Here is a 14,075-nt window from a genome sequence, read left to right on the forward strand (position 1 = left end):
GACTATGCAAAGATGCCCGAAAATTTTCAGCGTCACGCTGCTGGCGCTGTTAGTCAGTGGATGTGCGGTATCAACTCAGCCGCTCGATAAAGCAGAAAGTACCCGACGTGCGGATAACGATCTGCGCGTGATGTTCAGCAATCAAGAGCCCGTGACGGCACCCATTACGTTACACGATGCGATGGCAAGGGCGCTGAAATATAACCTCGAAGCGCGCTTAAAAGTGATGGAACAGGCGCTGGCGCAGGAGCAGGTGGATCTGGCGCGTTTTGATATGTTGCCAAAAATGGCGGCCAATGCGGGATATGTGACGCGCAGCAACGTGAGTGCTTCCAGTAGCCGCAGTATAGAAAGGGGCGTCACCTCGCTGGAGCCGTCAACCTCGCAGGATCAAACCCGCCGCGTCGCGGATCTGAATATGGTGTGGAATATTCTCGATTTTGGCGTCAGCTATGTTACGGCGCATCAACAGTCGGATAAGCGCTGGATCGCCGAAGAACGTCGCCGAAAAGTGACGCACACTATCGTGCAGGATGTGCAGTCGGCCTACTGGCGAGCCGTGGCGGCTGAACGTTTGCTGCACCGTATTGATGCCTTAATCGAACGCGTTAACATGGCGCGTGAGAACAGCCAGAAAATGTCGGCGCAAAAAGTCGGTGACATTATTGAAGCCTACAGCTACCAGCGCGCACTGCTGGATGCGACGCGCCAGTTGGAGGAGCAGCGCCGTGCGCTGTCTCTGGCGAAAACCGAGCTGGCAACGCTGATGAATTTACCGCTGGGTACAGATTACAAACTGGTCTTGCCAAAGGAGAGTGAACTCGTCGAGCCGGAGCTGAAAGTCGCCTTTAGCGACCTGGAGAAGGCCGCATTAGTGAGCCGTCCTGAACTGCGTGAACAGGATTATCAGGTCCGTATCAGCGCGGCGGAAACGCGTAAATCACTGCTTCGCATGCTGCCGGGGATTGAAATGTCAGTCGGAGGAAACTACGACAGCAACTCGTTTCTGGTTAACCAGCATTGGGCGGATGCCGGGGTGAAGGTAACCTGGAACCTGTTCAATCTGTTCTCCGGTCCGGCCGCTATCGATGTGGCAAAAGCGGGCGAAACCGTTTCCGAAATGCGCCGTCAGGCGATGTCGATGGCGGTACTGGCGCAACTTTATGTGGCTCGCGCCAATTTCAATGAAGCGCAGCGCCAATACCGTACCGGTAAAGAGTTACAGAAGCTGGATGTCGATATCCTTGAACAGCTGAATAACCGCTACAAGGCCGGCAATATCGGTGAATTACAGCTGATTCAGGGCGAGTTGAACGCGGTGAATACTTCTTTGCGCAATGATTTGGCCTATGCTGAATTGCGTAATGCGTATGGCCAGATCTTTGTTACCGCGGGCTTGGATCCTCTGCCAGCAACGCAAACCTTGAATGATATCCCGTCGGTAGGGAAGGCGCTTGACCAAACGGAGAAGCGCTGGGCGACCGGTAACCTTTCGCTGTAAGGAACGGTGTGCGGTCTGGGTATTCTCCTCCAGACCGCCTCATAACACACTGCGTGTTGGATGACGATGTTGAATAAGAAAATCCTATTTCGTAAAACGATGCCGTTGCACATGATGTTTCATCGCAGGACGCTGCATAACATTCTGCCGAAGAAAACGACACTTTCCCTCGTGCTAATGGCGTTACTCTCCGGTGTGCCGTATTCCGCGATGGCAGAAAAGATAGAGGATGAGCTACAGCTCGCTCCGGTAAGCCATGCTTCGGCAGAGGCGGCGGCGAGAGAGGCCAGAGGCGTATTAAGAGCGGTGGATCAGGCGACACTGTCCAGTGAGCTGAATGCGAAAGTGGTTGAGATGCCGTTTCGCGACGGTGAAGCGTTTCAGAAGGGCGATTTGCTGGTGCGTTTTGACTGCTCGGCCTATCAGGCACAGTTTGCTGCTTCGCAGGCTGCCATGAGGGCGGCACAGCAGGAGTTGAGTCAGAACAGGCAACTGGCCGAGATGAAATCCGTCGGCCGCAATGCGGTCGCAGTGGCGGAGGCTCGTCTGGCGCAGGCCACGGCGGAAAGCCAGGTTTATCAGATCCAGACGAACCGCTGTCGCGTTGTTGCCCCATTCTCTGGTCAGGTTGTATCGCGGAAAGTTCAGGTCTCGGAATATGTCGGTCAGGGGATGCCACTGCTGGAAATTGTGGATAACCGCCATCTGGAAATCAACGTTCTGGTGCCGTCACGCTGGCTCGCTTCACTCAAACCGAAGCAAGCATTTACTTTCATTCCCGATGAAACTGGCGTGCCGCTACAGGCGGAAGTGCTGCGCATTGGCGCACGTATTGATGAAAGCAGCCAGACCTTGACGCTGATTGGGCGAGTGCTCAAACCCGATAATAGCTTGCTCGCCGGAATGAGCGGCAGTGCTCGCTTCACGGGGCAACCGTGAGCGAATCGCATTCCTTCACGGTTGAGCGGGTATTTGCCGAATTCATTCATCTGGAGCGTCTGGCGCGTAGCGCCAAAAATAGCGAAACGCTCGCCTACTCGATGGTGAATGACAGCCAGAAGCTGTTCGGTTTCCGTCATGTCGCGCTGGTGATCAATGGGCGTGTACGTGCCGTCACCGGGGTTTCCGTTCCCGACCCGCATGCACCGTTTGTCGCGTTTATTGAACGTGCAGGCAAGCAACTGGTTACTCAAAAAGCCGCTGAGCAAATCACGACGGTGCGTGCCGACTGGTTTGATACGCAAACGCAGAATGACTGGCAAACGCTGTCTGCACAAGAAGCGCTCTGGGTACCGCTGAGGGATCGGCAGGGACAGCTGATTGGCGGATTATGGTATGCACGTGATCTGCCGTGGCAGGAAACCGATCGGACGCTGATGGAGCAGTTGGCTGATGCCTATGCGCATGCCTGGCTGGCGCTGGAACCGCGCAAAGCGTGGCGGCCGGGTGTGCCAAAAGCTAAAGTGCTGGTTGCCGTTGCGGTACTGATTGGGGCGCTGCTGATACCGGTTCGTCAGTCGGTACTGGCTCCCGCCGAAGTTGTGCCGCTGGATGGGCGGATCGTGACAGCCCCGCTGGATGGTGTGATCGCTGAAATCACGGTTAAGCCAAATCAGGTCGTGAAGAAAGATGAGGTGCTGGTACGGTTTGATAACACCACGCTGAAAGCTCAGGCTGATGTGGCAGAGCGGGCGCTGGGTGTAGCCGAAGCTGAGTGGCGATCGGGGTCGCAGCGGGCTTTTCAGGATGCAGATTCCAAATCGAAGCTTGATTTGCTGTCGGCGCAGGTCGAGCAAAAACGTGCCGAACTGATGTATGCCAACGATCTGCTATCGCGCAGTGAAGTCAGGGCGGAGCGTGATGGTATCGCTGTGTTTGCCGATGGCGATCGGCTGCGCGGGAAGCCCGTCAGAACAGGGGAACGCCTGATGGAGCTGGCTAATCCTCAGCAGGCGGAACTGAAGATTGAGCTGGATGTGGGCGATGCGATCCAGTTTCCGGTGGAAGCCGATGTGGCACTCTTCCTGGATAGCGATCCACTGAAACGCCATGACGCCATGCTACAACGTATCGCCTATGAAGCGGCGTTAACCGATCGCAGCACGTTGGCTTATCGACTCGATGCCCGTTTTATCGCCGACGCACCGCGTATCGGCTTACGCGGCACGGCGAAGGTTTATGGGGAATATGTGCCGCTGGGCGTCTATCTGTTCCGCCGTCCTGTCGCGGCATTGCGCAAAACGGTTGGATTCTAATGGCTGTTTTACCTCCACTGCGTGACGATCTACACCTTTCTCCGGCAGCGCCAGCGCGAGATGGTTCCCCGCAGTGGACGTTAGCGGATACGATTTCTGGCCGCTATTTTAAACTGAACAGCACGGCAATCCGCCTGCTGCGTCACTGGCCCCTACGTGAGTCGGAACAGGTGATGACCGCGGTGAATAAAGAGCCCGGTATACCGCTTGGGAATGACGATCTGGAGCAGTTCCTGCGCTTTTTACGTGCACACGATTTGATTGCAGGTAGCGATAAGGAACAACGAAGCAGCTACGAGGCGAAAGCGGCCAGCCGCCGCCGTAGCCTGATCAAACAGGTGCTGCACCAGTATCTGTTTTTCCGCATTCCGCTGTGGCGTCCCGATCCTTTTCTGAATAAGACGTGGCCGTGGCTACAGCGTTATGGCGCCATGCTGCTGCGCGTGATGTTTCCGCTGATTTTACTGCTGGGGATATTCCTGGTCAGCCGAGACTGGCCACGCTATCACAGCTCATTTCCGCATCTTTTCAGCCTTGAAGGGATGATGGCATTTGGCTGCGCCCTGATTTTCGCAAAATTTATTCACGAGCTGGGCCACGCCTACATGGCAAAAAAGGCGGGCTGCCGGGTTCAGAGTATGGGTGTGGCGTTCATCGTGATGTTTCCGATGTTGTATACCGATGTCAGCGATGCCTGGCGGGTCGGCGATCATCGTGCGCGTGTGCTAATTGGCGCAGGGGGAATTCTGGCGGAGCTGCTCTTGGCGACGCTGGCGCTGCTGGCCTGGTCGCTGTTGCCGGAAGGGCCGTTGCATTCGGCGGCGTTCCTTCTTTCCAGCGCCACCTGGGTTACCACGCTGATCATCAACGTTAATCCGCTGATGCGCTTTGATGGCTATTTTATACTGAGTGATGCCTGGCGTATCGATAATCTGCAAGGGCGCGCCTATGCCCTGTGCCGCTGGCACCTGCGAGAAAAGTTGTTTGGCTATGGAGACGTGCCGCCGGAGCGCTGGTCGCCTCCGATGGCGAAAAGGCTGCTGTTGTGGGGGTATGCTTCCTGGGTGTGGCGTTTCTTCCTGTTCTTTGGTATTGCGCTGGCGGTCTATCACTATTTTTTCAAAGTGCTGGGTATCTTCCTGATGCTGGTTGAGGTCGGCTGGTTCATTGTTCTGCCTGTTGTGCAAGAGTGCGCACAGTGGTGGCATCAGCGCAAACGCTCGCAGCGCCGCGCCGTCTGGCGTACCGTGCTGTGTTTATTGCTACTGCTCATAGTCCTGTTTTTCCCCTGGCGCAGTCAGGTAGAAATACCAGCAGTGCTGGAAGCCTCTCGCGTCAGTACGCTGTATTCGCCCGTGGCCGCACAGCTGAAACAGCTACAGGTCAAGGATGGACAGCGGGTTGAGGCGGGCGATGCCCTGTTGACGTTGACATCCGGCGATCTCGATTTCCGGCTGGCGATTATTCGTCAGCGTATCGGCATCCTGCAATTACAAATGCGCCGTCAGGCGGCGAATCGTGACACAGTGGGCGACTCGCTGATTCTGGAACAGGAGCTGGCGGCGGCGCTGGCACAATATCGTGGCCTGAAAGCACAGCAGGAACGGTTGCAAATCCGTGCACCGCAGTCTGGTGTGGTGAGGGACATTGCTGTCGATTTAACGCCGGGACGGTGGCTGGATGCTGATCTGCCGCTGTTGCGCGTTGTGAGCAGCGAAGGCGGTCGTCTGCGTGGTTATCTGCGTGAAGACAAACTTAATCGCATTGCTGCTGGGATGTCCGGCCAGTTTATTGCTGATGATCCGGCACGTGCCGCGGTACCTGTGATATTGAAAGATATTGATCCAACGGGTATTGCCTTCATTGAGCATAACATACTGGCTTCCGAGCACGGCGGGCCGATAGCGGTAAGGCGGGATGAGCAGAAACAGCTGCGCCCGGTTCAGGGCTGGTATGGTGTAAACCTTGATGTCGCTACCGATTCGACGCTGCCATTACAGCCACTGCGTGGCCTTGTGGTGATGAACGGAGAAGCGGAATCGCTGTTCGCCGGGATATGGCGTCAGGTTGCCGCTTTAGGTGTGAGAGAAAGCGGGTTCTAGGCCGAATAGCCTAAGCGTATTTTCATAGCCATATGGCGGATAGTATTCCGCTCCCATCACGGTATTCTTCTTGAAAAGCATTCCATGAGATGTTGATTTTTTAAATCTCTATCGGAATGCAGTAAATAGTCATCACGATAATTCCACATTTTCTTTTTCTTATTAATTTCTTTTTATTGTGGTTTTTTATTTCTCTTTGTATGGATTCATGAAATGAAATTTGAGTTTTTACATAAATAATTAAGCCAATAAATCGATGATAAATATCGCCGATATGACTTAACGACTATTTTATTACCGCCGTTTATCTGAGAGGGGAAACCCTGTCGTGATTATCAATGGGATGGCATAAGGAAAATTCATATGAAAAGTGGTCTGAAAACGTATTTATGTATGGCAGCAACAGGGCTTTCTCTGTTTTCCGTTTCTCAAGTAGCGCACGCGACGTGTAGCAGCGAAGCGTACACGGGGTCTATTTGTTATACAGCAGCAAGTTATTGCCCGAATAACTATACTGAAGCGCTGGGACAGGTCTTACCTATTAATAGTTATCAGGCATTATACAGTCTTGTGGGGACGACCTATGGAGGGGATGGGCGTACAACGTTTGGTATCCCAGACTTACGTGGCAGAAGCCCGATTGGGTTAGGTCAAGGGCCTGGAATGGAGAATGTTGCCTTTGGGGAGAAACGTGGAGCGGAAACTCACACGCTGACCGTTGCTCAAATGCCTGTTCACAGTCATGTAGCGACGTTCACGCCTATCGCAGGCACGCAGAAGCCTGTTGTCATCAACGCAACGACAGATAAGGGCACGTCAAATACGCCTACCAAGGCAGCTAACCAGCTAGCCACGCCTGATAAACCTGCTGCGCTTATTTATGCGGCACCGGGGGCTGCGACTACACAGGTTCCGCTGGCGGGTGTCAGCGGAGGAGAAATAACTGGCGGTGGTGGTACGGTCGCCGTAAGTAATAACGGCGCTTCACTGCCTGTTTCTAATATTCCGCCTCAAACCGCATTAAGAGCCTGTATCGCGTTAAATGGAATTTATCCACCTCGCCCATAATTATCGCTGTACAAAAAGTAAGCCTAAAAATAACCCCGTCGGAAGACGGGGTTATCGCAGAATAATCAGAACACAAATAACATATTAATGAGGTAGAGCTTCTTTGGGATGCAGCCCCAGATTACCTGGGGACGGTTCACCTTTTACTTCACCAAGATACAGACCGATCTGGGCACGGAACGATTCTACCGCCGCACGATCGCTCATAAAGTCAGCAAAAGCCTGCGGGCTGGTGTTCTTATATTCCCAGATAGGTTTATAACCAGCGGGTGGTGCCACGTCAGTACGCACCGACCACATATACCAGACATTGCTCTGCGTTTCTTTATCCAGCAGCCAGCTCAGATACAGCTTGGCGCTTTCCGGGTGTTTAGCCTGTTTGAAAATGGCTGCACGTTGGGCCCAGGAAACAAACGGATCGCTTTTGGGCAGAACGAAGCGCGAATTTGCGTTTTGATCGGGAGCCAGTGCACCGTCGGTTGAGAATGTTGCTGCTGACTTACCGCTTTCAACATCGTCTGCGGGAGCCTGTGTGCCACGAACGTAAACCGGGTTCTGTTCTTTGAATTTAGCGACATACTCCCAGCCGTATTTATCCACGACCTGCTTAAACCAGAACAGCACGGCGTCGTCATCGTTTGGATAGGTTAAAACAATGCTGCCTTTCAGATCGGGACGTAGATAGTCATTCGCTTCTGTTGGCCAGGCATTTTCGGCAATGAGTTTTGTATTGACCACGTTGCTGAACGCATCGACAAATACGCCGGTCCAACTGCCGTCTTTGTCTTTAAACGCGGGGTACACTTTGTCCCAGCCGATAGGTTTATAGTTCAGCAGCACGCCTTCTTTTTTCCAGCGTGGGTAATCCTGCAAGGTCTGAAGTTGTACCACATCCGGCACCAGCGTATTCGTTGCCAGCTGGTTATCAATGCGGGCATCGTGGAATTTACTGTAATCCACAATGACGTTGAGTTTCATGCCCGGAAAGCGTTTCTCAAACGCCTGTTTGATGCCATCCTGCTGACCCGGGGTGTCACCGCCTGCGTAGACGGTCACAATACCGCCTTCCCGTAACGCATTTTGATAAAGCTCGTTAATCGGGCGCTTATCGGCTTCTACTGCCGCATAGCTGGTCGCTGCCGTCGCCATCAGCGCCGTAAATGCGACCACCTGTTTTAGTTTAAACATCGATTCCTCCTGAATGAGAGCCGATATCTACCGATGCACTCTTTATTCTTTGCGGCTGTTGCCAGAATAAGAAGGCATAAGCAGAATCATTAGAATGAATATCAAATTATTTAATTTGTTTGATATTCATTATCCTGCTGACTTAACCGTTAAATCTTGGGTTGTCAGAGGGTTTTTGTATGTTATCCGGTTGTGAATAATGTGAAATAAGAAAAAATTGAGATTTTAATTCAAAAAAAATGAATTAAAATTTGGCATCAACGAAAGCAGAATAACGAGGAATTACGACGATATTTAGGCCGCCAGGCGACCTAAAATCGGATGGGTTACAGCGAGGAGGTCGTGCTGTCAAAGGGATCCATCAGCAGGAAAGTGCACTCGGCGCGCTGGTAGCTATTGATCATCGGCACCAGCCGCTGGAAGTGCTCGGTCTGGCAGTGAATATCCAGCGCGGCGCTATCCGGCCAGGTTTCGATAAAGGTGAAATGCCCCGGATCTTTCTGATTGATAAAAAGCTCATAGGAGATGCACAGCGGTTCCTGTCGGGTTTTCTCTACTAATTCACGGTACAGCGGCATAACGATTTCGATGCACTCAGGCTTAATAAAATCCTGTGCGATGACTTTTAGCATAAAACGGCTCTCCCTACATGGTTATCCTGCTGATTAAACGGTTCTGGCTACTGGCTAGCCGCGCTGCTGTTTTTCGCTCTGTTCTGCGCCGTTTCCGTTTCCCTGTCGGTATGCCAGCGATACCATCAGCGATTGCACCAGACACAGCGTGGCGGACTGTGAACGGAACGCATCAACCTGCGCTTCCTTCACCACAAAGCAGACATCGCTGAGCGTCGCCAGCGGGCTGATCTGGCTGTCGGTAATGACAATTTGCCGCGCTCCGGCCTTCGCGGCCATCTCACTGACCATCACGGTTTCCTGTGAATAGGGCGAGAAGCTGATGGAAACCACCACATCGCGTGCACTGACACGGCTGAGCTGTTCACGAAACATGCCGCCCAGGCCGTTGACCAGAATAGGGCTGCTTTCCAGATGGCTAAGCGCATAGGTGAGGTAAGTGGCGACGCTGAACGAGCGCCGCAGCCCGACGATATAGATGGTATCCGCCTGTGCCAGCAGATCGACGGCTTTTTGCAGATCCTCTTGCGGAGTGCGTGCCGCGAGCTGCTGCATCGCCTGCGCGTTTGAGCGGGCAAACTCGTGCAGAATATCCAGCGGCGTTTCTGGCACGGCGTCAGCTTCCATCGCCCGAAACAGCCGCGCCCGGTCGGTATAGCTGGCCGTTTCTTCCACCAGGTTCATACGGAACAGCTGTTTCATTTCGTTGAAGCCGCTGAAATCAAAGGCGTTGGCGAAGCGAATCAGGGTTGAGGGGGGAACGTCAGCGCGTTCGGCGATCACCGCGACGGTATCGAAAGCGATGCTATTGGTATTATCCAGCACATAATGCGCCACCTGCTGTAACCGCTTGCTGAGTGAATCATAGCGTTCGCGGATCTGTTCCTGTAATTCTCTCAGGCTGGTTGCCATGGGCATATCGGGTTATCTCCCAAAGACGTATAAGAACCTATCCCATTAGCGCGATTTCCTGACTGGCGCCTGAAACGGAACAGAAAATTCATTTCTGGATACGGCTGTTTTATCTGTACGACATGTCCGGCGGCACACCTTTTACCGATACGGCTATTTTCAGAGGCTGCTCACCTGTCTTTATGGACAGCTGCTTTCAAGTTTACCTAAAAATTCGCAGCGGATCACAATAATCAACATTTATTTTATTTTTACGTTAAATGGAATATTCATTTCATATACTGTAATCCGATATCAGCCGTTTGTCTCCTCAAAACCCACAAAGGTGTAAACATGGAAACCGTATCTAACTTCATTCAGGGGGCGATTGCCTCCAGCAACAGCCAACGCTACGCCGCGGTGTATAACCCCGCGACGGGCGAGCAGATTCGCCAGGTTGTGATGTCTGATAAGGCGGAAGTCGAGCAGGCGATTGCCAGTGCGGCGGCGGCATTCCCTGCGTGGTCAAAACACTCTCCGCTGCGTCGCGCGCGCGTGCTGTTTCGCTTCAAAGCGCTGCTGGAAGAACGAATGGATACGCTAGCCCGGCTGATTTCACAGGAGCACGGCAAGGTGTATTCCGATGCCGTGGGGGAAGTGACGCGCGGTCTGGAAGTCGTTGAATTTGCCTGCGGTATTCCGCATCTGCAAAAAGGCGAGCACTCGGCGAATGTCGGCACCGGTGTAGATAGCCATTCACTTATGCAGCCGCTCGGCGTGTGTGTTGGAATTACGCCGTTCAACTTCCCGGCGATGGTGCCCATGTGGATGTTCCCGATTGCGCTGGCGACCGGCAATACCTTTGTGCTGAAACCCTCTGAAAAAGATCCGTCGCTCTCGCTGCTGCTGGCGCAACTGCTGAAAGAAGCGGGCCTGCCAGACGGCGTGTTTAACGTCGTTCAGGGGGATAAAGAAGCGGTGGATGTCCTGCTGACCGATCCACGCGTGCAGGCGGTGAGCTTTGTGGGATCGACGCCGGTGGCGGAATACATTTATCAGACGGCATCGGCGCACGGCAAACGCTGTCAGGCGTTGGGTGGGGCGAAGAACCACTGCATTCTGATGCCGGATGCCGACATGGACATGGCGGCCAGCGCGATTATGGGCGCGGCATTTGGCGCGGCGGGCGAACGCTGCATGGCGCTGTCAGTGGTGGTCGCTGTTGGCGATGACACGGCGGAAGCGCTGAATCAGCGTCTGAACGCACAGATCAACGCGATGCGCGTCGGACCGGGGCTGGTGGACGGGCAGGAAAATGAGATGGGGCCAGTGATCAGCGCACCGCACCGGGCGAAGATTGCCGACTATATTCAAAGTGGCATCGATCAGGGCGCGACGCTGCGTATCGATGGCCGCACGCTGTCTGTTCAAGGGCACCCGCAAGGCTACTTTATTGGGCCGACGCTGTTCGATAACGTTACGCCAGAAATGAAGATCTATCAGGAAGAGATTTTTGGCCCGGTACTGTCCGTGGTGCGCGTGCCGGATTACCAGACGGCGGTAACGCTGATCAACAACCATGAATACGGTAACGGTACGGCTATTTTTACCCGCGATGGTGAAACGGCGCGTCAGTTCTGCGAAGAAGTGCAGGCCGGCATGGTTGGCGTGAACGTCCCGATTCCGGTACCGATGGCGTTCCACAGCTTCGGCGGCTGGAAGCGCTCCATTTTTGGGCCGCTGAATGTCCACGGCAACGACGGCGTACGCTTCTACACCCGCATGAAAACCGTCACCAGCCGCTGGCCTGCCAGCGTCCGTCTGGAACACCACGCCAGCAGCTTCATCATGCCCACGCTAGAGTGAGGATGTTATGAAAGAACTAAAACTCCGGCTGGTTCATTACGATAAATAGCAGTGCAGATTTTTATTGTTTTTTCTTTCACGTAAAAAATTGCGCTGAGGTGACGTGACCGTCGGGTGAGCGACAAGGATGTCGCGAAAGCCAGTGCCGCGTCGGGAGCGCGTCACTGGTGGCCCGGCTACGGGCACGAACGCCGAAGGTATCGCGTAGCGACGCAATTTCCCGTGGAAAAGCCTGGGGTCATGGGGCAGCGGCGATTGAGCTGCCCCGTGTCGGGCGTGTGCAGCAGTGTGGAAAAGAAGTAATTTGCGCAACACGCACGAAACTTTATGCCGACTGACATAGAAATCGTTTCTATGGCCAGCACGGTGGCTAGCCGTCTGGATAAAACAGGTAGGAGTAGATCAATGGATACGTGTCGCATCACCATGGCGCAAGCGCTGGTCAGGTTTCTCAACCAGCAATACCTCAGCGTAGACGGTGAAGAATCCCCCTTTGTGCAGGGCGTCATGACCATTTTTGGTCACGGTAATGTGCTGGGCATCGGCCAGGCGCTGGAGCAGGAGGCAAACCGTCTCACTGTGCATCAGGGGTGCAACGAACAGGGAATGGCGCACATCGCCGTCGGGTTTGCTAAACAGCACAAGCGGCGGAAAATCTATGCCGTGACCTCGTCGGTGGGGCCGGGGGCGGCAAATATGGTGACTGCCGCCGCGACCGCTACCGCCAACCGCATTCCGGTGCTGCTGCTGCCCGGCGATCTCTTCGCCTGCCGCCAACCGGATCCGGTGTTGCAGCAAGTTGAGCAATATCACGATCTGTCGATCAGCACCAATGACTGCTTTAAACCGGTTTCTCGCTACTGGGATCGCATTAATCGTCCTGAACAGCTGATGAGTGCGCTGATTAACGCTATGCGCGTGCTGACCGATCCGGCCGATACCGGCGCGGTAACGCTGTGTTTACCGCAGGATGTGCAGGCGGAAGTCTGGGATTATCCGGCCTCGTTTTTCCGCAAACGCGTCCATCACCTCGAACGTCGCCCGCCAGATGCGGCACGGCTGGATGAGGCGGCAACGCTGATTGCCAGCAAGCGCCGTCCGATGCTGATTTGCGGCGGTGGCGTTCGTTATTCCGGCGCACATGATGCGCTGGCGCAGTTTGCCGAGCAGTTTGCGATTCCGTTTGGCGAAACGCAGGCGGGCAAAGGCGCGATTGTTTCCTCACATCCGCTGAACTGCGGGGGTATCGGTGTGACGGGCGGGCTGGCGGCGAATCGGCTGGCACACGAGGCGGATCTGATTATCGGTGTCGGGACGCGTTTAACCGATTTTACCACCGGTTCCAAGTCGCTATTTCAGAACCCGAACGTCGAATTTTTACTGCTCAACGTGGCCGAATTTGATGCGCTAAAACTGGATGCACTGCCACTGATCGCCGATGCGCGCGTCGGGTTGGAGGCACTGGCCGAACGGCTGGCGACGGTGTCGTATCGCAGCGGCTGGCAGCAGGCCGTTGAACAGGCTCGTGCGGAATGGGAACGCGAGCTACAGCGGCTGTTTACCGTGCAGGACAAAGGCGAACTGGTGCCGGAAGTGGTGGACGGTCTGGAAGACAAGCTGGATGAATACCGCCAGATGCTGCATACCCATCTGACGCAAACGCGCGTGCTGGGCATACTAAATGAAGAGCTGGAAGACAACGCGGTTGTGGTGGGCGCGGCGGGCTCGTTGCCGGGCGATCTACAGCGCGTGTGGCAGGTGAAGACGCCGGACAGCTACCATTTGGAATATGGCTACTCCTGCATGGGATACGAGATTGCGGCGGCGATTGGCGCACGCCTTGCGGCACCACAGCAGCCCGTCTACGCGATGGTCGGTGATGGTTCCTATCTGATGCTCCACACCGAACTGCAAACGGCGGTACAGGAAGGTATTAAAATCACCGTGCTGCTGTTCGATAACGCGGGCTTCGGCTGCATCAACAACCTGCAAATGAGTCAGGGAATGGGGAGTTTCTGTACGGAAAACCGCTACCGCGATGCGGAATCGGGACAACTGCGCGGGGCGCTCATTCCGGTCGATTTCGCCAAGAACGCGGAAAGCTACGGCTGTAAAGCGTGGCGAGTGCATGATGAAGCCTCGCTTAGGCAGGCGTTGGTGGAATCACGCCAGCATGCGGGGCCGGTGCTGCTGGATATCAAGGTGCTACCGAAGACCATGACGCACGGCTACGAATCCTGGTGGCGCACCGGCACGGCGCAGGTTGCGGATAACCCAGAGATCGAGTCTGCCGCCAATAGTGTGAAAGCCGCGCTCTCCCGCGCACGGCAATATTAGGTGATCTCCCCTTAGTGGCTATTTCTGAGTCACAAATAATGTCGGGATGTAAGTGGGATTTGGGTGTTATTCGGCGTAAAAATTATGCAGCGGTGGACGTGAGCATCGAGTGAGCGGCATGGATGCCGCGAAAGCCAGTGCCGCGTAGGGAACGCGTCACTGGCGGCTCGAATCGTGCTCATGAACACCGATGGCATCGCGTAGCGACATAATTTAGCCGAAAGCCAGGGTTCAC

10 protein-coding genes are annotated in these 14,075 nt (G+C 54.5%); 7 read left to right on the forward strand and 3 right to left on the reverse strand.

The features are described from left to right. The first annotated feature begins 4 nt into the window (after positions 1–4). The 5 genes from WCT94_RS16010 (at position 5) to WCT94_RS16030 (ending at position 6,926) form a co-directional block, all read left to right on the forward strand. Positions 5–1,501, forward strand: a complete 1,497-nt coding sequence (locus WCT94_RS16010) for a TolC family protein (protein ID WP_336870348.1) — start codon at positions 5–7, stop codon at positions 1,499–1,501. Positions 1,502–1,567: 66 nt separating this feature from the next. Continuing rightward, a complete protein-coding gene (locus WCT94_RS16015; RefSeq protein WP_336870349.1) occupies positions 1,568–2,440 on the forward strand; it encodes an efflux RND transporter periplasmic adaptor subunit in 873 nt (290 codons plus the stop codon). After that, positions 2,437–3,756: an efflux RND transporter periplasmic adaptor subunit gene (locus WCT94_RS16020; RefSeq protein ID WP_336870350.1), complete on the forward strand. Its 1,320-nt coding sequence runs from the start codon at positions 2,437–2,439 to the stop codon at positions 3,754–3,756. The genes WCT94_RS16015 and WCT94_RS16020 overlap by 4 nt, the downstream gene beginning before the upstream one ends. Beyond that, entirely contained in the window at positions 3,756–5,858 is a 2,103-nt protein-coding gene (locus tag WCT94_RS16025; protein ID WP_336870351.1) for an efflux RND transporter periplasmic adaptor subunit, read from the forward strand. The genes WCT94_RS16020 and WCT94_RS16025 overlap by 1 nt, the downstream gene beginning before the upstream one ends. A 363-nt stretch (positions 5,859–6,221) precedes the next feature. After that, positions 6,222–6,926, forward strand: a complete 705-nt coding sequence (locus WCT94_RS16030) for a phage tail protein (RefSeq protein WP_336870352.1) — start codon at positions 6,222–6,224, stop codon at positions 6,924–6,926. Between the two features lie 84 nt (positions 6,927–7,010). On the opposite strand, the gene WCT94_RS16035 is transcribed toward WCT94_RS16030, so the two are convergent. The 3 genes from WCT94_RS16035 to WCT94_RS16045 form a co-directional block, all read right to left on the reverse strand. Then, complete coding sequence (locus WCT94_RS16035; protein WP_180777284.1) at positions 7,011–8,114, reverse strand: ABC transporter substrate-binding protein; 1,104 nt, start codon at positions 8,112–8,114, stop codon at positions 7,011–7,013. Positions 8,115–8,440: 326 nt separating this feature from the next. Next, positions 8,441–8,746 carry a putative quinol monooxygenase gene (locus WCT94_RS16040; protein ID WP_336870353.1) on the reverse strand — a complete coding sequence of 102 codons (306 nt, stop codon included), beginning with the start codon at positions 8,744–8,746 and terminating at the stop codon, positions 8,441–8,443. A 54-nt stretch (positions 8,747–8,800) separates the two neighbouring features. After that, positions 8,801–9,664, reverse strand: a complete 864-nt coding sequence (locus tag WCT94_RS16045; protein WP_336870354.1) for a MurR/RpiR family transcriptional regulator — start codon at positions 9,662–9,664, stop codon at positions 8,801–8,803. 327 nt (positions 9,665–9,991) lie between these two features. On the opposite strand from WCT94_RS16045, the gene WCT94_RS16050 reads away from it, so the two are divergent. Both WCT94_RS16050 and iolD read left to right on the forward strand, forming a co-directional pair. Then, on the forward strand, positions 9,992–11,503 hold the full coding sequence (locus tag WCT94_RS16050; protein ID WP_336870355.1) for a CoA-acylating methylmalonate-semialdehyde dehydrogenase: 1,512 nt from the start codon (positions 9,992–9,994) through the stop codon (positions 11,501–11,503). Between the two features lie 405 nt (positions 11,504–11,908). Next, complete coding sequence (gene iolD / locus WCT94_RS16055) at positions 11,909–13,840, forward strand: 3D-(3,5/4)-trihydroxycyclohexane-1,2-dione acylhydrolase (decyclizing) (RefSeq protein ID WP_336870356.1); 1,932 nt, start codon at positions 11,909–11,911, stop codon at positions 13,838–13,840. Positions 13,841–14,075: the final 235 nt, after the last annotated feature.

The sequence above is a fragment of the Pectobacterium sp. 1950-15 genome (genome assembly GCF_037136835.1).
Classification (GTDB): Bacteria; Pseudomonadota; Gammaproteobacteria; order Enterobacterales; family Enterobacteriaceae; genus Pectobacterium.

Excerpts from the sequence above, each read along its gene's own strand:
- WCT94_RS16040 (WP_336870353.1), bottom strand. The coding sequence starts at position 8,746 with ATGCTAAAAGTCATCGCACAGGATTTTATTAAGCCTGAGTGCATCGAA.
- WCT94_RS16050 (WP_336870355.1), top strand. The coding sequence starts at position 9,992 with ATGGAAACCGTATCTAACTTCATTCAGGGGGCGATTGCCTCCAGCAAC.
- WCT94_RS16015 (WP_336870349.1), top strand. The coding sequence starts at position 1,568 with ATGTTGAATAAGAAAATCCTATTTCGTAAAACGATGCCGTTGCACATG.
- WCT94_RS16030 (WP_336870352.1), top strand. The coding sequence starts at position 6,222 with ATGAAAAGTGGTCTGAAAACGTATTTATGTATGGCAGCAACAGGGCTT.
- WCT94_RS16045 (WP_336870354.1), bottom strand. The coding sequence starts at position 9,664 with ATGCCCATGGCAACCAGCCTGAGAGAATTACAGGAACAGATCCGCGAA.
- WCT94_RS16010 (WP_336870348.1), top strand. The coding sequence starts at position 5 with ATGCAAAGATGCCCGAAAATTTTCAGCGTCACGCTGCTGGCGCTGTTA.
- iolD (WP_336870356.1), top strand. The coding sequence starts at position 11,909 with ATGGATACGTGTCGCATCACCATGGCGCAAGCGCTGGTCAGGTTTCTC.
- WCT94_RS16025 (WP_336870351.1), top strand. The coding sequence starts at position 3,756 with ATGGCTGTTTTACCTCCACTGCGTGACGATCTACACCTTTCTCCGGCA.
- WCT94_RS16035 (WP_180777284.1), bottom strand. The coding sequence starts at position 8,114 with ATGTTTAAACTAAAACAGGTGGTCGCATTTACGGCGCTGATGGCGACG.